Source organism: Streptococcus oralis, assembly GCF_023110055.1.
Taxonomy (GTDB): Bacteria; Bacillota; Bacilli; order Lactobacillales; family Streptococcaceae; genus Streptococcus; species Streptococcus oralis_BY.
Window position 1 is genome coordinate 1424988 of record NZ_JALDVG010000001.1, and the last position, 19236, is coordinate 1444223.

The window sequence follows — 19236 nt, forward strand, 5'->3', positions numbered from 1 at the left end:
TATATTTGAAAAGAGTATATATAAAATTTTTATATAATATAAAGGAGGTTTCCCATGTACTTCCCAACATCCTCTGCCTTGATCGAATTTCTCATCTTGGCTGTACTGGAGCAGGGGGATTCTTATGGTTATGAGATTAGTCAAACCATTAAGCTCATCGCCAATATAAAAGAATCTACGCTCTATCCCATTCTCAAAAAATTGGAAGCCAGTGGCTTTCTGACCACCTACTCTAGAGAGTTTCAGGGGCGTATGCGCAAATACTACTCCTTGACCAATCGGGGCGTAGAGCAGCTCGTTACTCTAAAGGAAGAGTGGACGCTCTATACCGACACCGTCAACGGCATCATAGAAGGGAGTATCCGCCATGACAAGAACTGACTATCTGACTCAGTTAGAAACTTATCTCAATAAATTGCCTGAAGCTGACCGCATCGAAGCTATGGACTACTTTAAGGAACTATTTGACGATGCAGGTTCAGAGGGCGAAGAGGAACTCATTGCCAGTCTAGGCACTCCAAAAGAAGCTGCCCATGATATCCTCTCTGATCTTCTCGATAAAAAAGTCAATGAAGCCCCTGCTCAAAAGAATGACCGCCAACTGCTACACATTGCCCTCCTGGCTCTGCTAGTAGCTCCTATCGGAATTCCGGTCGGGATCGGCATCCTCATGGCCATCATCGGGCTTCTTATCGCGGCTGTCTCCGTCATTCTAGCCTTCTTTACCGTCTCTGTGACGGGTATCCTGCTAGGTGGACTCTTTATCGTAGAGAGCTTTAGCGTCCTAGTCGAAGCCAAATCTGCCTTTATCTTGATTTTTGGGGCCGGTTTGCTTTCTATCGGTGCTTCTTCTCTTGTTCTACTAGGTATCTCCTATGTAGCTCGTTTCTTTGGGCTCCTGATCGTCCGCTTGGTGCAATGGATTCTTAAAAAAGGAAAGAGAGGTGACAGACATGCGTAAATTGACAAAAGGATTTCTCATCTTTGGTGTGGTTTCTACAATCCTCGGTTTTATCATGATCATTGTAGGCGCGCAGTCCAATGGTATTCAAAGTTTACTTGCCATGTCAAAAGACCCCGTCTATGACAATCGTATCGAAGAAGTGACCTTTGGAAATGAAGTGGAAAAACTTGAGCTAGCTCTTGAGGAACATAGCCTAACCATCACAGAGTCTGTAGATGACAAAATCCACATCACCTATCATCCGTCCGTGTCTGGTCGTCACGATCTGACTACTGGCATGAGTGACAAAACACTAAGCGTCACTGACAAACAAGCCTCCCAACATCGCTTTCTAGGTTCAGGAATCGAAGGCCTACTTCGTATTGCCAGCAGTTATTCTCACCGTTTTGACGAAGTCATTCTCTCCCTCCCTAAAGGAAGAAGGCTGCAAGCTATCACCGTCTCAGCCAATCGTGGACAAACTAATATTCGTCAAGCCAATCTTGAAAATGCGACAATCAAAACAAAAGGCTATCTCTTAAGAATAACAGAAAGCTCTATCAAGAATAGTACACTAACGACACCTCATATCATCAATATCTTTGATACCGAATTGACAGATAGCCAGGTCAAGACGGAAAGGGAACACATTTATGCTGAGAATATCAAGGTCCACGGCAAGGTTGAGCTAGAGGCCCATTCCACTCTAAACCTCATTCTCTCCCAGAAAGAGACTGACCGTATCAATCTAGATCTTTCTTCTCAGCATGGTGGTATCTATCATAAACCTAAAGAAGAACATCGTGGACAAAAAGAGAATGAACTTGCCAACCCCTACAAGACAGACAAAGCAGATGTCAAGGACCTGCTCATTGCAAAAGCCAACCAGGATATCTACCTACCTAAAGAAGAGCACTCTTCTCCATCTAGAAATCATTGACAAAAACGCTTTCATCTGCTAGTCTAAAGATAGAAAACGACCATAAAAAAGGAGGTTCCACCATGACACAAGAATGGTTTGAAAGTGCCGATCTTGAGAAGAAATCACCTCAGACAAAATCAGAAATCCAGCCCAACGAGCCTGAGACTTCAGAAACTGTGGAGACCGAACTACAAGTAAGCCAAGAAACATCTGTCTCACCTAAAGAGTCGGAAACGCATGAGGAGGAAACTCCCGAAATGACTGAGGAAACCCAAACCGAGGAAGAGGGAGAAGGGAAAACTGAAGAGGAACACAAGCAAGAAAACCCTGCAAAAGAGAAAAGTATCCTCAGCAAGGCTTTAGAAAGCCCCTATATCCCAGATATTGACCCTCGTAAAACAGCCAGATTCAAAGAAGAAATCGCACTGTTTTGGACTTGGCTGCTGGATGCTATCCAAGAACCAACTGCCAGCAAGAATACGGACCAAAAGCATCGTTACAGTGTCTTTGCCCTGCTCACCTTGCTGTCGTCAATCAACCTTTTCTTTAGTATCTATCATATCAAGCACCTCTACTACGGCTATATGGCCTCTATTGCCAATAGTTTACCTAACCAGCTCCCACCTTTAGATCTCTTTGCTGGACTTTCTATCTTGGTCGCTAGCGCTCTATTTTACTTTTCCATCATTTTGGGAGGCTTTACTGTCCGACGTGTACTGGACCAGGAGAGCGACTTCACATTCCAAGAAGCTTGCGATCGTTACAGCCGACTCTTTGCTATCCCACTTGTCCTAACAGCTCTAGCAAGTTTCTTTGCACTCTTTGGTGGCTTACGATTTGCTGGCATCCTCACTCTTCTAAGCATGGCCATCTTTGCCCTTGGAAATCTCTTTGTGATTAGCAAGCCAAGTAAAACCAGCAACCTTGACCCATTTTATCGTTTCTTGCTAGCTGTCTTACTTGATGGTGCTATTCTCTTACCCTTCTTCATTGCAGAGCTCGCGCTGACAGTAGACTACCTTCGCATCCTGACCTTCTTTTAATCAAAATCCCTGCCATTTATTAATGACAGGGATTTTTATTCTTACTCTTTTTTGAACAATGTTTACTTGATGGTTGCCAATTCTTCAAAATCTTGTCCTAGGATGGGTTGAATTTCTAATTGATTAGCATCTAATTCCTGGTAAAATGCTTCTGGTAGTGACTCTAGGAATTTTTCATAATCCAAGCGAGCGATTGCTTCATAGTCTTCTGCTTTTGAGCCATCACCAGAAATCTTCACTAGGTCAATCTCCCAAACAAGTTCCTTGCCTGCCAGCTGCTCGGTATAAGGAGCTGGTACAAAGGGTTCCTTTGGTAAAATCGTTTTGACTCCCTGAGCTAGGTGATAGATACCTTGCACCTTACCTTGAGCGTCTGGGTAAAATTTCACACTGGCAAGGTAAGCATCAGAGCCTTGAACCTTCTTGACCAGCTCTTCAAAACGTACCAATCCATCCTCAGCCAAAAAGCTCTCGAGGTATTCCTTGTTGAGATAGATAGGCGACAAGAGTCCTTGGCAATAGACTAAACGAACCGCCTTATCCGCTAAATAATACTTGACCGTTTGTCGGAAATAGGTTTCAAAATCAAAGCCTTCTAGCCCTTCTACCGCTTCCCCCAACTTGCTCGATAAGGCTTGGAGGAGAGCTTCTACAATCTCCCAATCCGCTCTAGTAAGGAAATCTGGAATCACCACTTGATAACCTTTTCGGCTATCCGCGTAGTTGACCTTGAAGAGAAATTGCGACTGGCCTACAATCCCACACTCGATATACTCGAGACGATTGAGTGGCTGACGGAGATAGACCGCATCATAACTGTGTGACTCCAAGCCCTCCACCAAGGCCAAGATGGACTTGGCAGTCAAGACCTCCTGTTGTCCTAGGATGCTTTCTTTATTTGGGATAAAAAATGTTTTCGCCATAACTGGCCTCCTTTGAAATCGTTTACACATAGTATAATCTATTTTCCTGAAAGATACAGAAACAAACTTTAGTTTTTTAGATATAAAGCATAGAAAAACAGCCCCTAAGGACTGTTTGATGTTATACAGTAGCGACTTGATCCAAGCTTTCACCGATAGCTGCTAGGCGCTCGATTACTTGATCTTGTGTCAATTCATTTTCTGAAACATAGCGGTTGCGTGGGTGAGCACGGCACTCGTGTGAGCATCCACGAAGGTACTTGTCTTCATTTTCTTCTGATGTTAGGATACGACGGTTACAGAAGGGATTGCCACAGTTGACATAGCGTTCACATGGTGTTCCATCAAACCAGTCTTTCCCTACGATGGTTGGGTTAACATGGTTGACATCAACGGCGATACGCTCGTCAAAGACGTACATTTTCCCATCCCAAAGCTCACCTTGAACTTCTGGGTCTTTACCGTAAGTTGCGATTCCTCCGTGCAATTGGCCGACATCTTTGTAGCCTTCACGAACCATCCAACCTGAGAATTTCTCACAGCGAACCCCACCTGTACAGTAAACCACGACACGCTTGTCCATGAATTTTTCCTTGTTGTCGCGGACCCACTGTGGTAACTCACGGAAGTTGCGGATGTCTGGGCGGATAGCCCCACGGAAATGTCCTAGGTCGTACTCATAATCGTTACGTGTGTCAAGGACAACTGTATCTTCGTCAAGAAGGGCTTCTTTGAACTCTTTTGGAGACAAGTAAGCACCTGTTGTTTCAAGTGGGTTGATGTCATTATCAAAGTCGTTGTCTTCCAAACCAAGGTGGACAATTTCTTTCTTGTAGCGAACAAACATCTTCTTAAAAGCTTGTTCACTTTCTTCGTCAATCTTGAACCAGAGGTCTTCCATGCCTGGGAGGCTGTGAACGTAGTCCATGTATTTTTGAGTTGTTTCGTAGTCACCTGAAACTGTTCCGTTGATTCCCTCGTCAGCGACTAGGATACGGCCTTTGAGGCCAATTGATTTACAGAAAGCCAAGTGGTCTGCAGCAAATTGCTCTGCATTTTCAATTGGAGTATAGAGGTAGTAAAGTAAGACACGAATATCTTTTGCCATAAGATTTGTTCTCTTTTCTATTCTTAAATTTTCAGAATTTTTCATTCAACTATACTAGTATACCCACTTGAGAAAACGAATGCAATTTATTTGACCGGAAATTGTTGAAAGAGTCCTACCCCTGCACTTCATCAGTAACCATAGCGAATCGCAGATAATTCTCTCAATTTTTTGATTTGCTTAGCTTGACTTTCTGACAAACCCAGCTTATTGTCAATCAACACACGTGAGATGTCAACGTTCATTTGGCTCAGAATAAATGGAGTAGAGGTTCCATCATCCTTTAATCGTTTTTTATAAATCACTAACTGATTTTTCAAGGGAGTAAGTTGAGGCGCAGCCTTTATATCTTCCAATAGATGATCAATGATGGTCATCGCTTCACAACGCCTTTCTCTACCTCCATCGAACCATTTTAATGGTGTCATACTCATTTCCCTCCTGAAATTCACTTATAAATTGAAAAACTATAATTCCTAACTCTCCAGCCAGTATTTTACCCAAACGCCCTATGTAAAAACGTCAGCAGAAATGGCAATGTCGCTACAATATTATTGATCACATGCACCGCATAGGAAGGATAAATGCTCTTGGTATAACGGGTCAAACCAGCAAAAATGATTCCAGATGTTGCAAAGACGAAGATATCTAACAGACTAGGAAGGCTTGAAAAATGAGGGAGAGCAAATAAAATGGACGGAAGAAGCAAATCAAGAGCAAATCTCGAATCTTTAAAAAAGGCGTGTTGCAGTAATCCTCTATAGATTAACTCTTCCATCAGTGGAATCAGAAAGAACAGGGCTATATAGATACCTAGCTCTGCAAAGTTAGTCCCACTATAACCAATCAATACAGCCCAACCTTCAGCAGTTGACTGAACATGTTTAGCTGTCTGAACGTTAAAAAAGATCTGGAGCACTACCACTAATACTGTCAAAATCGAATACCAAAGCCATTTTTCTCTTGGAATGCGAAAGAGATAACCATGGCCTGTCTTAACCAGAATCCAAATCATGACTCCGCTAAATAGCAAACTCAAGATATTTTGAATCCAGAAGAAATTGCCAATCTGGGAAGAAAATTGCCAATAGTTTTGGACAATAAGCGTCAGCTGGGAAAGGCCAAATACGAAAAATAGGTAAGAGAAGACAGCACTCATTTTGAAAAGAAGACGATATTTTTTCATAATAAATCCCCTATAGATGTATGTGTATCACATCGTATAAACCCTCAGAACCACTCTTTTCATTTTTACATCCTAAAAATCACTACCTCCCCTAGAGAACTAAGGAAGGCAGTGATCACATTTTTAGGAATTAGGAATGAATACACGAAATCAATCGAACTTATGATTTTTTGTTTTTCAAGAATTCGTCGTATTGTTTTTGCATTTCGTTCAATACTTTTTCGTAGGCACCTTCAGATTTCAATTTTTCCATCAATTCTGGGATTGCTTTATCTGGGTCTACAGTACCAGTGTTGATAGCTGTATCGAATTGTTGCATTGTGTTAGAAATTGCTGAGATTTCAGATTTCACATTGTCAGTGTTAAAGATAAATCCAAGTGCTGGAGATTCTTTAGCTTCTGCCAATTGTTTCTTAGAATCTTCGATTTGTTGATCTGTAACGTTTTCGTTGATGTAAAGAATCCAGTTGTTACCAGTGTTCCATCCACCCATGTGAGTATTTCCTTTGTAGCCATCAAGGACACGTACACGGTTTTCTTTACCTTGAATTTTTTCCCAGTTCTTGCCTTCTGGACCGTAAACAAGACCGTTCAAGAGTTCTGGGTTCGTGTTCAAGAGGTTCAACACTTCCATTGATTTTTCTTTGTTCTTAGAGTTGTTTGAGATGACAAAGTTAGCAACTTGTGTTGTTTGGTTTTTCTTGATAAAGTTAGTGATTGGTTTGATTTGGATATCTTTGTTAGCAACACGAGAGAGCAAACTGTTACCATAGTCAGCTGGTCCTACTGTTTCTTCACGAACAAACCAAGTATCTTGTTGAAGGTCAAATGAAGTGTCGCTTGTTGCTACGTCTTTTGGAATATACCCTTCTTCATAGAATTTGTGAAGAGTCTTCAAGTGTTCTTTGAAACGAGGCACTTCGTAACGGTTTACGATCTTAGTAGTGTCTCCTTCAAGGTCGATAACAAATGGAAGTCCGTTTGGTACTGGGTAGTCAAAGTTATCAGATGGGATAAAGTTCTTCGTAACCGCAAATGGTACTACATCTGGAGCTTTTTCTTTGATTTGTTTCAAGACTGGCTCAAGTGTTTCGTATGAAGTTACACCTGAAATATCGATACCGTATTTAGCAAGAAGAGTTCCGTTGAAGGCAAAGTTTTGAGATGATGCAACGTTAGCTGCAACTGGTACTGCATAGATCTTACCGTTTACAGTGTTCCCTTTGATGTAAGCTGGGTCAAGTGCTTTGTAAAGCTCTGCTCCTTCTTTTTTATACAATTCTGTTAAGTCAGCATAGGCACCTTTTTGAGCATTTACGACATAGTTAGATGCAAATGCGATATCATAGTTTTCACCAGATGATGTGATAACAGACATTTTCTTATCATAGTCACCCCATCCAAGGTATTGGATATCCAATTTAGCACCGACTTTTTCTTCGATGATTTTGTTTGCATTTTCTAGCAATTCATCCAAGTTGTCTGGTTTGTCACCGATTTGGTACATTTTGATTACAGGTTTTTCACCTGAAGTAGTATCTGCAGCTTTTTTGTTGTTACCTGTAAGGTTTCCACAGGCAGCAAGACTTGCAGCCAAAGCGACTACGCTAGCAGATGCAAAAGCATATTTTTTCCAGTTTTTCATGATAAAAACTCCTTTTTTTATTTTTAAACTTATAAACGATTTAATGATTTTAACTTCAGCCACTAAGATGAAGTTGGGAAGGGAGAAACGATGTTTCTCAGTAAGTCCTATTCTTTCACACCACCGATGGTCAAACCTTTTACAAAGTAGCGTTGGAAGAATGGATAGAGAATCGCGATTGGAAGGGTTGCAACGACAACCATGGCCATACGACCCGTTTCCTTTGGAAGAGCGACTCCCAGTTGACCAGAAAGACCGACTGCTTTGGCGATGTAGTCCATATTTTGTTGGATTTGCATGAGCAAATACTGTAATGGATACAAGTTGTCACTCTTGATGTAAAGAAGGGCGTTGAACCAGTCGTTCCAGAATCCAAGAGCTGTCAAAAGCGTGATGGTTGCGATACCTGGAAGTGACAATGGCAAACAAATCTGGAAGAAGATCCGAGCTTCACTGGCACCATCGATACGAGCAGATTCGAGAATAGCTTCTGGAATGGTCTTCTTGAAGAAGGAACGCATCAAGATGATGTTGAATGGTGAAAGAAGCATTGGAACAATCAAGGCCCAAACGGTATCACCAAGTTGAAGCAAACGAGTGACCACGATATAGCCTGGTACCAAACCAGCATTGAACAACATACTAAGAAGAGCGAAGATCGTGAAGAATCTGCGGTACTTAAAGGTTGTCCGTGAGATGGCGTAGGCATAAGTTGTCGTGATGAAGACGTTGGTCACTGTTCCGACTACGGTTACAAAAACTGAGATAAAGAGCGCTTGGAGGATCTTATCTTTAAACTGAGCTAAGAACTGGAATCCATCTACACCAAATTTCGAAGGGAAAAAGCTATATCCATACTGGAGGATGCTCTTTTCGTCTGTCACCGAAATGATGATAACGAAGATAAAGGGCAAGATACAAGAAAGAGCGATCAAACCAGAGATGATACTAAAGAAGATATCTGCTTTCTTACTGAAGGAGTGAATGCCGACATTATCGATTTTTTCTTTTTTAATTTTCTTTTCTGCCATATTCTCCCCCTTTCTAGAACAAAGCTGAGTTTGGATCAACTCGTCTTGCAAGCAAGTTTGATAGAATAACCAGTATCAAGCCGACAACGGATTGGTAAAGACCGGCTGCTGAAGCCATACCGATATCTGCTGTCTGAGTCAAACCATTAAAGACATATACGTCCAAAACGTTAGTTACATTGTAAAGCTGACCAGCATTGTGTGGGATTTGATAGAAGAGACCGAAGTCTGCGCGGAAGATATTTCCGACTGCAAGGATGGTCAATACAGTTACAAGCGGAGTCAACTGAGGAATGGTTACGTTGCGAATGCGTTGCCACTTGCTAGCCCCGTCCACTGTTGCTGCTTCGTAGTAGGTTGGATCAATTCCCATAATCGTCGCATAGTACATGACACTGCTATATCCAAAGCCTTTCCAAATACCTAGGAAAAGGAGAAGGTATGGCCAAATGCCTAAGTCAGCGTAGAAGTTGACTTCCTTCATGCCAATGGATGTTAGGAAATGGTTGAAGACCCCTTTGTCAATGTTTAGGAAGGCATCTGTAAAGAAACTGATGATAACCCATGACAGGAAGTAAGGGAACAACATAGACGTTTGGAAAATCTTAACCATTCTCTTAGAGCGAAGCTCGCTGAGAATGATGGCAATCCCTACTGATACAATCAAACCGATAAAGATAAAGCCGAGATTGTAAAGAACGGTATTTCGAGTGATGATAAAGGCATCTTTTGAACTAAACAAGAATCTGAAATTATCTAACCCGACCCATTTACTATTCACAATACTATCTATGAAACCATTACTGGTCATATGGTAGTCTTTAAAGGCGACCACATTCCCAAATACTGGAATGTAAAAGAATAGAATCAACCAGAGTGCCCCTGGTAAAACCATCAAGAGAAAGATCCAGTTATCTCTCAAGGTCTTTGAAAACTTTTTCATAATTTCCTCCCTTTTTATTCCTAAAAACTGATTTCATCGAATTTTTAGGTTTGATAACGATTACATTATTAGTATACTCCTATTTGAAGGCTAGGTTAAACTACTAATTATAGAAAAAACTCCACAAATTATTTTTTGTGGAGAAGTTTTTTATAAGAAATAGGTTTCACGAGAAACACTCTGAACAAGGGACACTGTTCTTGTTTTTATACTCAATGAAAATCAAAGAGCAAACTAGGAAGCTAGCCACAGGCTGCTCAAAGCACTGCTTTGAGGTTGCAGATAAAACTGACGAAGTCAGTGACATCTATACGGCAAGGCGAAGCTGACGTGGTTTGAAGAGATTTTCGAAGAGTATTAAGTCGTATAAATCGTCGATGCGGTCGCAATAGTATGCCACTGGTTGGCTGTAGTTGCTGCGAAATCCTTGTCTGCGTAGAAGTCAGTAAATGGTAGGATTTCAACTTCTAGCTCGTCGATGCGGTCAATCTGCCCTGCTAGATAAGTTTCGATGCGGCTTTCTGCTCGTTTGAACCGTTGCAAGAGTCCGCCCATACGGATATCGACTGTATCCAAGCCAAAGACCTTGTTTTCTTTCAACCATTGGTGGCTAAAGAGAGCATGGAAGTGTTCAATCTCGCTTCTGAGTTTTGGTAATTCTTGTCTTGCGATTTCTCTCAGACTTTCTTTATCACCCGCTTGGTAGGCCTGACGGATGCGTCGTCCCACATCCACTTTACTGCTTAAAATCTGGTTCAACTGGGCCTGAGTTTCAAAGAGGTAAGCATAATTTCCTGCTTTTTCTTTGATTTCAGAAAGCGTCTCAGCTGCCTGAGCGAAGTGTGGTTTGTCCTGTTCAGGTGTCACGTGCCTGTCAAGAATCGGACAAAGAACATCCTGATAAAAGACATAGCGGTTGGGATTGATACCACTGAGATTATCTGGCAGGTCTGGCAAGAGGTTAGCTAGGTCAATCTGTATAAAGTCCTCAACCGATAGACCCGTATTGGTCTTGAAGTGTGCAGACAAACGGTCGAGGTCATTGCGGTAGCTGAGTTCTGCCCAGATTTGCAGACTTGGTAGAATAGAAAACTGGGCAGTTTCTCCACCATTGTCCCCCCAACCCGTTACAATGACCTCTTTTATCTGATTAGCACGACAGGCTTTGTTGGCCTCCATAGCGATGAGATGGCTGAAATGGTTGTTGGGTGTAAAACCGATCCACTTCCAAGCACCACCTGCAAAGGTAATATCTTGGCTAATCTTGTGGTGATTGCGGAAATTGCGATTGTACTTTTCTTCGCTGTCCTGATAATAATCCCAGTAAACCAAGGTTACACGGTCTTTGAGACGGTCTAGGTAGACACGAGTTTCCTCAGGAATTTCCACATCGCGGTCGTACTGGCCATCTGCTGACATGAGTTTGAAGAACATGTCACTCCACATTTGGCAGTGGAAACCATACTTGTCTGCAATATCCAACACACGCTCCAAGTGTTGGCACATGAGGAGACTACGGTCCACAACACCGTTCAAAATGAGGTAGCGCCCCAAACCAACCAAGTGAGCTTCGTCCATCCCAATATTGACCTTGCGTGTCTGCAGTTTAGACAGAGTGGCAAACATCCCGTCAATCAAATCATAAACCTTTTCTTCACCGATAAGGAGAATGTCCTCTACATCACGGAGTTCTTGCACTTCTTTGACACCCCATTTGACGAAGGCTGACAAGTGGGCCAAGGTCTGGATACAAGGCACAAAGGTCATATCAAACTGCTGGGCATAGGCTTCGATTTCCTGCAACTCCTCTGCTGAATAAGCCCCGCGGAAGTAACCAAAGTAAGGTTGCCCCTCAATCTGGTAGGTATCTTCCATGTAGAGCTCGAAGGTTGAGTAACCCATGAGAGCCAAGACTTCAATCATCTGTTTGGCAGAAGCCACATTCAAAACTGCATTGCGAGAACAGTCTGCCATGTAGGCTAAATCTTCATAAGCCGCCTGCTCCTCAATCGCTACCTTATCACCTTCTACTAGAGCTGTTGCTAGCACTGACAAGGCGCGGTAGAGTTGGTGAGGTTTGCGATAGGTTAGTTGATAGTGTCCACCTTGACCTATAATCGAGATAGACGTTTGGTCAGACTGAGCGACTGCAACTTCCACATCTGGTAAAGAGATATGTTTTGTCAGCAAGTCGATTGCCTGAGTTTGTTTAGGACTAAGTCCTGTAAAAACTACCATTGGTTTTCCTCCTGTAGCCAGTTGACAAGGGCACCGTAGAGATTGGCGTCTGCGTGATAGGTGCAGGCCTGGATAACTGGTGCGACCGTGTATTCTTCGTAGGTTTCGACAAATTCATCGACAGCTTTTTTGACACCTTGGATAAAGTCTGGATTCTGACTGATGGAGCCTCCCAGACTAATGACATCTGGGTCGATGAGATACTGGATATTAAGCAAACCTTGAGCCAAATTACGGTTCATACGCAAAATGGCTTCTTGACAAAGAACATTGCCAGCTGCGGCCTCTTGGTAAATCTTGCGTCCGTCCCAGTCAGTCTGACCAGATTTTTCAATCACGTATCGCACCATATTTCCAGTTGACGCTAGTTGCGACCAGTTGTTGAGCTTTTCCGCAGGCTCGATAGTTGTCATGTAGCCAAACTCTCCTCCCAAGCCGTGGCGACCTCGGTGAAGTTTGCCATTGATAATCATGGCACCGCCAATTCCTGTCCCAATCACGACACAGGCTGCATTTTCAATCTCTGGATGAGCTAGCAGTTCACTAAGTCCAACACAGTTGGCATCATTTTCTAGATGGACGGGTAGCTGATGATGAGCAAGGGCCTCATACCAAGAAAAGCCATGGATGTAAGGGACGGCACTAATTCCCTCAATCACACCTGTTTCTTGATTGACCGCGCCTGGAACACTCATAGCAATGCCGTTATAATCTTGCTCTGACAAGCGTTGGTCTAACCATGTCAGTAAAGCCTCCAAGTTTTCTGGCGTTGGAGTACTTGTCTTATCTAGTATTTTTCCATCAGGAGTCAGACTGGCAAACTTAATCCCAGTCCCTCCGATATCAATGGTTGCAATGGTCATTGTTCTTCCCATAAAAAGGGGCGAATCAGTAGTTCATCCTTACTCTTTCGCCCCTCCTTTCTATCTCATAGTATTAGTTATCAAACACTTTAAAACTATTAAATGTCTTCTTTTTTAATCAATTCTGTGCGAATCTCTTGTGGTGCTAAAAGTCCCGAATGAACTGGATATGGTCGTTCAAGCAAGTCCAAAATGGTTTGTTGGTGTTCTGATATACGCACATTTTCTTGACTCATATTGTAGTAACGAAGTACATATCCTTCTTCATTTTCAGCTACCTTAAAGGCTGTCGGGCAGACTTGTGGCAAGCTGAGCGCCGCATGGCTCAAGAGGCTACCAGTCGCTGCCACACTTCCTTCTTGTTTAGCAACTTGAAGACTAGTGAATGGTGTTTGGAAGGCTTTGGCACGACGGAAAGCGGAGAAGCGTTCCCCTGCTTGGTGGCATTCAAGTGTATACTCGACTTCAAACTCGCGCAAGCACTGAGCCTCTGGTGTTGGGAAGTAACCCCAGTCACCTAACTCACCTGAGGCACGAAGAATGGTCACAGCAATGGTATCGTCTCCAAGGATTTCATACTCGTGCAGTCCTTTATTAGCCACTGTCACCCCTTTTTCATCGTCATAAAGGCTGACGAAGGCTTGCTGGTGTTGTGGATTTTCAGGATTTTCCCAAGAAGCAGCTGGTTTGTTTGGTCGTGTTACTACCTCATAGATGCTTTCAGAGTCATTGCTTGGACGCGTGTTATGAGTCTTAACCAAGAGACGGATACGGTGGTCCTTGGCAGTATTGGTAAAGCGAGTCTTGAAGCGGATTTGTGGATTGTCAACAAAGACGGTCATCTCTGTTTCCAGAGGAAGGGTTGCCAATTCTTCTGAGCGCCCTGCTTCACGCGTCATAAACTCGATGATGCCTCTTTGTTCCGCATCCAGTTTTTCGTCTGCACTTACTGGAATTGTCAATTCATGCTTGAGCAAGATTTTAGCAAAACGTGCTGTATTTTCCAGGACTTCATAGCCTTTCAGCTCTGCGTAGATAGGCTCTGTTCCTTTTGGTTGGAAATAGATGTACTCATTTCCGATGTCACCACGGTCTTCAAAGCGAATAATATCTTCATACGCTTCATGAGTTGTCTTGTCGTAGACCGTGATGTTTTCATCCACACTGACCGTTACAAATGGCGTATCAATTACTCCATTTTGGTAAATACCATCACGGTGTTCTTGTTTTCCTTCGAGCAATTGGAAGGTTGTCCAAGAAAGTGGTGCCAGATGAACAGGTACTGTCACGCGCACTTGTCGAGCGATACGAGCCTGACGGAACTTGTCTTTTGGCAAATCATACTCAAAGTTAGCTCCCAGATCTTCGATTTTCGCTTCTACAGCATGCCCTTCCAAGTCTTCGACACGGTAGCTTGGCAAGGTCAAGGCTGCCATCTTCTTATAGCCTTCTGTTGGGTGCAATTCCTTGAAATCACAAGTCGCTACATCAATCACTGTGCTGACCGTATCAACCTTGTCGTGCAAGCCTGTGTTGATGACGGTAAAGAGATGGTCGCTTTGGGCTTCGTGGGTTGCGATTTTGCCCTTCCACTCATTGAGAAGATTGGTCTTAACAAAGTTTCCAACTTGGTTAACCTTGGCAAAACGTGTTTCCATCTCACGGTGAACCTCGTCCACACTACAGCCACAGATACTGTCATGCGGAGCATTTTGTAGAAGAACTTTCCAAGCATAGGTCAACTGGTCCTTATGGTTGTGACCACCAGTGATGACAGTCAATGGTTCCACTACTTGTTCTAGGAGGTTGCTATTTTCTTGGAAAGCTTGTTTGAGGTAAATGCGTGAAGAAGAAGTGTTGGCAAGTGTGTACCAGCCATCTGTTTCCTGACTTGTCAACTCACCTGTAACCGTTGATAACTGCTCTGGTAGGGCACTTTCTACTGCATGGACATAGTCATCAAAGGAACTATGCACAAAGGTCACATCTGGGAAGAGTTCATTTGCCACACGAATGGCTTCGCTCAGATTTCGCTGTACAGGCTGGTGGTCACATCCGTTCATCATCAACCATTGGTTGGTCGAAGCGTAGTCACGCACGTCTGACAGTTTTTGTTTCCAGAAAGTTAGGGCCTCATCCTTATCAACTGGGATTTCATTCCCATTACTATACCAGTTGGCAAAGAGGATACCGAGGACACGACTTCCGTCTGCACCCTGCCAGTACATTTCTGAAAACTGGGAAGTAAACTGCTCATCTTCGAGAACTTGGTTGTCAAATCCAATCGGCTTCACACCACGGCCAAAGGCTGCCACGTGAATGCCTGATTTTTGAAGGATTTGAGGCGCTTGTCCCATATTTCCAAAGGTATCTGGGAAGTAACCAATCTGAGTGGATTTGCCCCATTTTGCACATTCTGCTTGACCAATCAAGGTATTGCGAACATTGGCTTCGCTGGAAATCAAGTAATCATCCTGCAAGATGTAAAAGGGACCAATTTTGAGTTTGCCTTGGTCGATGTAACCTTGGACTTTGTCACGATTTTCAGGGCGAATTTCCAAATAGTCATCAAGGACAATGGTTTGGCCATCCAAGTGGAAGCTCTTGAACTCAGGGTCATTTTCAAAGAGATCAAAAAGATTGTCAAACAATTCCACCAACTGCATCCGGTGGCTTTCAAAAGGCAAGTACCACTCACGATCCCAGTGACTATGTGAGATAATATGTACAACAACATTTTCCATGAGTTAAACCTCATTCTAAATTTAAATTTTAACGTTTTAAATGTAAAGGTGTGATTCTGACACGAATCGGTGAAACTAAAGCGCGCTCCTTAACGAATATCCAGGTAATCCAAGACTAATTCACAGAACATCATGTTGGCCCAAGAAAACCATTCACGTGAGTAAAGCGTTGGGTCGTCCACGTGGAAGCTTTCATGCATGACACCTGTGCCACCATCGCAGGCAACCAGCTGATCGAGTAAGAATTTCTTCTCTGCCTTATCTCTTGTTGTCAAACCTTGGATAGATAGGGCAATGGGCCAGATATAGCGATAGAAGGTATGGGAACTTCCGAGTCCACTTGCGTACTCTCCTTCATAGAAGTAGGGATTTTCAGGGCTGAGAATGGTGCGACGAGTGGCTTGATACACTTCGTCTTCAATGTCGCAATAACCCAGATAAGGCGCAGCCAACAAACTTGGTACGTTTGGATCATCCATGATGCTAGCATTTCCTAGACCATCCACTTCAAAGGCGTAAATCTTTTCACCCTTGCTGTTGGAGGTATAAGCGTAGTTTTCGATTCCTTCTTGAATCTCTGCTTGCAGACGTTTAGCGTCTGCGATGATGTTTTGGCTATCAGCTAGATCTAGTTCTGCAAAGATTTCTTGGACATAACCCAAGACAACGACTGCAAACATATTGGATGGAATCAAATAGCTATACTGACAGCAATCATCACTCGGTCGAAAGGCTGACCAAGTCATACCTGTCACCGCAAAGTCAGGTCCAAAGCCATCATTTACCAAGGTGTCTTCCTTGCGGTCCGTATCACGGACAAAACGATAAGGAGAATTCTTGTGGTCTTGCTCCACTGTCCATAGGTGAAGGATTTCCTTGGTCGCTGCGACAAAAGTCTCATCAAACTGACTGGTCTCGCCAGTCTCTTTCCAAAGGAGATAAGCCAACTGCAAAGGATAGCAAAGCGAGTCCACCTCATACTTGCGTTCCCAAATCCAGCCATTAAGGTCGGTATGGTCAGTCTCGTGGTGACCCCTCCAGTTTTCCTCAATGTTAAAGGAATTGGCATAAGGATCCTTGAGCACCAAGGTCATCTGACGCTTAACCAAACCTGCAATGGTCTGACGCAGGAGAGGATCTCTTTTAGCCACATGAAGGTAGGGTCTGAGTTGGGCAGTCGAATCCCGAAGCCACATGGCAGGAATATCTCCTGTGAGTACAAAGGTTGAACCATCTTCTAGGATCTCAACCGTATTGTCCAAGGTGTCAGTATAGCAACGCTCAAAGACATCCACCCACTCCGGATGGTCCTTAGCCCGCTCTGCTACTTCATCCAGCCATTCTCTAACAATTTCTTTCGAATAAATCATCGTGCAGTTTCCTCTTTCAAACAAGTTTCATGTTCAGTATATAGTTTTTGAGACAGAAAATACATACACAAATGATAGTCATTTTTCTACAAAATTGCTTACTTTCGAACCCCATATCTAAAGGTCTCATTTTTCTGATATAATGTAGAAAAACAGCTAAAGGAAAGACTATGAAACCACTACTTGAAACCATCGATACCCGCTTTGGAACTGCCAGTAAGCATGCCTTTTCTCGTGGAAATACCCTGCCTTACGCAGGCGTTCCTTTTGGGATGAATTACTTTGTACCCCAGACCAGTGACCAGGAAGGAGCTTGGTTTTTCGATCCGCATCTGCCTATCTTTCAGGGGATTCGATTAACCCACCAGCCCAGCCCTTGGATTGGGGACTACTCTTGGCTGCTTCTGACACCTGTCACAGGCCAACTGGGCGGAGACAGCCTCTTCCACCGCCAATCTTCCTATGATATGGATAAGGCCTCTTTCCAACCTCATTATCTGAAGATTTTCTCCCTGCGCTATCAGATTGAAAGCCAGCTTACTCCAACTTGCTACGGTGCTTCTATTCGTTTGGAGCAAAAGCAAGGCAAAGCCCTCTCCCTCTATCTTCACGCAGGAGATGAACTGACCGTAGAGCAAGTAGATAAGCGGACTCTTGCTCTGCGTCAAGAGGGAAAAACAGAGACAAACAAAAATACGCTAAAACTCTTCACCGCCCTACAAATAAATACGGATATTCTTGCTGTCACACAAGAAGAGGGAGACTGGCGAATTGACTTAGCAAGCAGTCAAGCCGAGATTCAACTAGCAACTTCTTTCATATCGCCTTCTCAAGCTCTGCTTAATCTACCTCAAACGGACTTTGATAGCTGTAAAGCAAGTGCGAAAGCGGACTGGGAAAATCTCCTCCATCGTTTTGACATACTAGAGACAGGAGAGGCTGACCGGACCTTCTTTGACCACTGCCTCTACAGACTCTTCCTCTTCCCGCAGACTTTTTATGAAGTGAACGAGTCAGGGCAAGCCATCCACATGGATATGACTACTGGTACTGTCAAGCCCGGTGTCCTCTTTAGCAACAATGGTTTCTGGGATACCTTCCGCACCACATTTCCCCTCTTTGCCCTTATCATACCGGAACACTATCGTCTCTTTTTAGAAGGCTTTCTCAATAGCTACCGCGATACTGGATTCCTTCCAAAATGGCTAGCTCCAGACGAACGGGGTATGATGCCTGGTACCCTTTTAGATGGCATTATCGCAGATAGCGCCTGCAAGGACATGGCCCCCGACCTAGAAGAAGAACTCCTCCAGGCCATGCTTGAAACAGCCAGCAAGTCCGACCCTCTCGGCATCAATGGTCGCCACGGACTAACCCAATACCAAGAGCTTGGCTACCTCTCTACCGACCACCACGAAAGCGTCAGCCACACTCTAGACTACGCCTATAGTGACTTTTGTATCGCTAGCTGTGCCGAAAAGCTTGGTCAGAATGACATCGCGGAAACTTATAGAACTGCGTCTCAAAATTACCGCCATCTATTTGACGCTAAGACAGGTTACATGCGTGCGCGAGACAGCCAAGGCAACTTCCGCCCTGACTTCTCTCCCTATAGTTGGGGACGCGACTACGCCGAATGCTCTGCCATTCAAGCGACTTTAGGCGTCCTCCATGACATCCCAGGCTTAATCCAGCTTATGGGTGGAAAAGAAGCCTTCAGCAATTATCTTTTGAAAGCCTGTCAGGACGCTCCTCTCTTTGAGACGACTGGCTATGGTTACGAGATTCACGAGATGAGCGAGATGGCTACCGCTCCTTTTGGGCAAATCGCCATTTCCAACCAGCCTAGCTTCCACATTCCATATCTCTTTCGCTATAGCAACTATCCAGACTACACTGCTCTACTCATCAAGTCGATACGTCAGAAAGCCTTTCACCCCAGCTGGCAAGCCTATCCTGGCGATGAGGACAATGGCAGTCTCTCTGCTTGGTATATCTGGTCAGCTCTCGGATTCTATCCGACCTGTCCAGGAAAACCCAGTTACGACCTCGGCATCCCTCTCTTTGATCACCTCCGTATCTACCTGGCTAAGGAAAATAAATGGCTGGATATCCATGCCGAGCAAAACCACAGCCATTTCAACTTTGTCAAAGAATGCCGATTGGACAAGAACATAGTATCTAGCCTTCAACACCAAGACCTCTTGAAAGCTGAGCAACTGACCTTTACACTTAGCTGGTTGCCAAATCACTCATAACCAAAAGAACCTTTGCATC

General features: G+C 43.8%; 16 protein-coding genes. 5 read left to right on the forward strand and 11 right to left on the reverse strand.

All coding sequences use genetic code 11. From position 1 onward, the window contains the following. Nucleotides 1-54 precede the first annotated feature (54 nt). The 4 genes from M1G01_RS06820 to M1G01_RS06835 all read left to right on the forward strand — a co-directional run bounded on the left by M1G01_RS06820 (nucleotide 55) and on the right by M1G01_RS06835 (nucleotide 2908). Nucleotides 55-381 (forward strand): PadR family transcriptional regulator, encoded by a 327-nt coding sequence (locus M1G01_RS06820; protein ID WP_000273860.1) that lies wholly within the window; start codon nucleotides 55-57, stop codon nucleotides 379-381. Continuing rightward, on the forward strand, nucleotides 368-961 hold the full coding sequence (locus tag M1G01_RS06825) for a DUF1700 domain-containing protein (protein ID WP_049520548.1): 594 nt from the start codon (nucleotides 368-370) through the stop codon (nucleotides 959-961). The genes M1G01_RS06820 and M1G01_RS06825 overlap by 14 nt, the downstream gene beginning before the upstream one ends. After that, nucleotides 954-1883, forward strand: coding sequence for a DUF4097 family beta strand repeat-containing protein (locus M1G01_RS06830; protein ID WP_049520549.1), 930 nt, complete (start codon nucleotides 954-956; stop codon nucleotides 1881-1883). Before M1G01_RS06825 ends, M1G01_RS06830 begins: the two co-directional genes overlap by 8 nt. 62 nt (nucleotides 1884-1945) lie before the next feature. Continuing rightward, on the forward strand, nucleotides 1946-2908 hold the full coding sequence (locus M1G01_RS06835; RefSeq protein ID WP_247931460.1) for a DUF6574 domain-containing protein: 963 nt from the start codon (nucleotides 1946-1948) through the stop codon (nucleotides 2906-2908). Between the two features lie 62 nt (nucleotides 2909-2970). Here M1G01_RS06835 and M1G01_RS06840 read toward each other — a convergent pair whose 3' ends face one another. The 11 genes from M1G01_RS06840 to M1G01_RS06890 all read right to left on the reverse strand — a co-directional run bounded on the left by M1G01_RS06840 (nucleotide 2971) and on the right by M1G01_RS06890 (nucleotide 16959). Beyond that, nucleotides 2971-3831, reverse strand: coding sequence for a DUF4299 family protein (locus M1G01_RS06840; RefSeq protein ID WP_049490509.1), 861 nt, complete (start codon nucleotides 3829-3831; stop codon nucleotides 2971-2973). A 121-nt stretch (nucleotides 3832-3952) separates the two neighbouring features. Beyond that, nucleotides 3953-4939 (reverse strand): oxygen-dependent tRNA uridine(34) hydroxylase TrhO, encoded by a 987-nt coding sequence (gene trhO, locus M1G01_RS06845; protein WP_247931461.1) that lies wholly within the window; start codon nucleotides 4937-4939, stop codon nucleotides 3953-3955. 131 nt (nucleotides 4940-5070) lie between these two features. Beyond that, nucleotides 5071-5367: a bacteriocin immunity protein gene (locus tag M1G01_RS06850; protein WP_049477587.1), complete on the reverse strand. Its 297-nt coding sequence runs from the start codon at nucleotides 5365-5367 to the stop codon at nucleotides 5071-5073. Between the two features lie 68 nt (nucleotides 5368-5435). Continuing rightward, nucleotides 5436-6125, reverse strand: a complete 690-nt coding sequence (locus M1G01_RS06855) for a CPBP family intramembrane glutamic endopeptidase (protein WP_049477588.1) — start codon at nucleotides 6123-6125, stop codon at nucleotides 5436-5438. A gap of 160 nt (nucleotides 6126-6285) precedes the next feature. After that, entirely contained in the window at nucleotides 6286-7770 is a 1485-nt protein-coding gene (locus M1G01_RS06860) for an ABC transporter substrate-binding protein (RefSeq protein WP_049520552.1), read from the reverse strand. Nucleotides 7771-7877: 107 nt separating this feature from the next. Continuing rightward, a complete protein-coding gene (locus M1G01_RS06865) occupies nucleotides 7878-8801 on the reverse strand; it encodes a carbohydrate ABC transporter permease (RefSeq protein WP_000818344.1) in 924 nt (307 codons plus the stop codon). 13 nt (nucleotides 8802-8814) lie between these two features. Next, the gene (locus M1G01_RS06870; protein ID WP_000714584.1) at nucleotides 8815-9744 is read right to left on the reverse strand and encodes an ABC transporter permease; all 930 of its coding nucleotides are present in this window, start codon (nucleotides 9742-9744) and stop codon (nucleotides 8815-8817) included. A gap of 357 nt (nucleotides 9745-10101) precedes the next feature. Beyond that, nucleotides 10102-11982, reverse strand: a complete 1881-nt coding sequence (locus tag M1G01_RS06875; RefSeq protein WP_084944261.1) for a beta-N-acetylhexosaminidase — start codon at nucleotides 11980-11982, stop codon at nucleotides 10102-10104. Continuing rightward, nucleotides 11976-12845, reverse strand: a complete 870-nt coding sequence (locus M1G01_RS06880) for an ROK family protein (protein ID WP_247931512.1) — start codon at nucleotides 12843-12845, stop codon at nucleotides 11976-11978. The genes M1G01_RS06875 and M1G01_RS06880 overlap by 7 nt, the downstream gene beginning before the upstream one ends. Before the next feature lie 98 nt (nucleotides 12846-12943). Next, nucleotides 12944-15589, reverse strand: coding sequence for an alpha-mannosidase (locus tag M1G01_RS06885; RefSeq protein ID WP_247931462.1), 2646 nt, complete (start codon nucleotides 15587-15589; stop codon nucleotides 12944-12946). A gap of 89 nt (nucleotides 15590-15678) precedes the next feature. Continuing rightward, nucleotides 15679-16959: a glycoside hydrolase family 125 protein gene (locus M1G01_RS06890; RefSeq protein ID WP_247931463.1), complete on the reverse strand. Its 1281-nt coding sequence runs from the start codon at nucleotides 16957-16959 to the stop codon at nucleotides 15679-15681. A 170-nt stretch (nucleotides 16960-17129) separates the two neighbouring features. Between M1G01_RS06890 and M1G01_RS06895 the strand changes: the two genes are divergently transcribed. Further along, nucleotides 17130-19217 (forward strand): GH92 family glycosyl hydrolase, encoded by a 2088-nt coding sequence (locus tag M1G01_RS06895; RefSeq protein ID WP_247931464.1) that lies wholly within the window; start codon nucleotides 17130-17132, stop codon nucleotides 19215-19217. Nucleotides 19218-19236: the final 19 nt, after the last annotated feature.

Coding starts and splice junctions, on each gene's coding strand:
- M1G01_RS06870 (WP_000714584.1), bottom strand. CDS start 9,744: ATGAAAAAGTTTTCAAAGACCTTGAGAGATAACTGGATCTTTCTCTTG.
- M1G01_RS06875 (WP_084944261.1), bottom strand. CDS start 11,982: ATGGTAGTTTTTACAGGACTTAGTCCTAAACAAACTCAGGCAATCGAC.
- M1G01_RS06850 (WP_049477587.1), bottom strand. CDS start 5,367: ATGACACCATTAAAATGGTTCGATGGAGGTAGAGAAAGGCGTTGTGAA.
- trhO (WP_247931461.1), bottom strand. CDS start 4,939: ATGGCAAAAGATATTCGTGTCTTACTTTACTACCTCTATACTCCAATT.
- M1G01_RS06835 (WP_247931460.1), top strand. CDS start 1,946: ATGACACAAGAATGGTTTGAAAGTGCCGATCTTGAGAAGAAATCACCT.
- M1G01_RS06860 (WP_049520552.1), bottom strand. CDS start 7,770: ATGAAAAACTGGAAAAAATATGCTTTTGCATCTGCTAGCGTAGTCGCT.
- M1G01_RS06890 (WP_247931463.1), bottom strand. CDS start 16,959: ATGATTTATTCGAAAGAAATTGTTAGAGAATGGCTGGATGAAGTAGCA.
- M1G01_RS06865 (WP_000818344.1), bottom strand. CDS start 8,801: ATGGCAGAAAAGAAAATTAAAAAAGAAAAAATCGATAATGTCGGCATT.
- M1G01_RS06830 (WP_049520549.1), top strand. CDS start 954: ATGCGTAAATTGACAAAAGGATTTCTCATCTTTGGTGTGGTTTCTACA.
- M1G01_RS06840 (WP_049490509.1), bottom strand. CDS start 3,831: ATGGCGAAAACATTTTTTATCCCAAATAAAGAAAGCATCCTAGGACAA.
- M1G01_RS06855 (WP_049477588.1), bottom strand. CDS start 6,125: ATGAAAAAATATCGTCTTCTTTTCAAAATGAGTGCTGTCTTCTCTTAC.
- M1G01_RS06825 (WP_049520548.1), top strand. CDS start 368: ATGACAAGAACTGACTATCTGACTCAGTTAGAAACTTATCTCAATAAA.
- M1G01_RS06880 (WP_247931512.1), bottom strand. CDS start 12,845: ATGACCATTGCAACCATTGATATCGGAGGGACTGGGATTAAGTTTGCC.
- M1G01_RS06820 (WP_000273860.1), top strand. CDS start 55: ATGTACTTCCCAACATCCTCTGCCTTGATCGAATTTCTCATCTTGGCT.
- M1G01_RS06885 (WP_247931462.1), bottom strand. CDS start 15,589: ATGGAAAATGTTGTTGTACATATTATCTCACATAGTCACTGGGATCGT.
- M1G01_RS06895 (WP_247931464.1), top strand. CDS start 17,130: ATGAAACCACTACTTGAAACCATCGATACCCGCTTTGGAACTGCCAGT.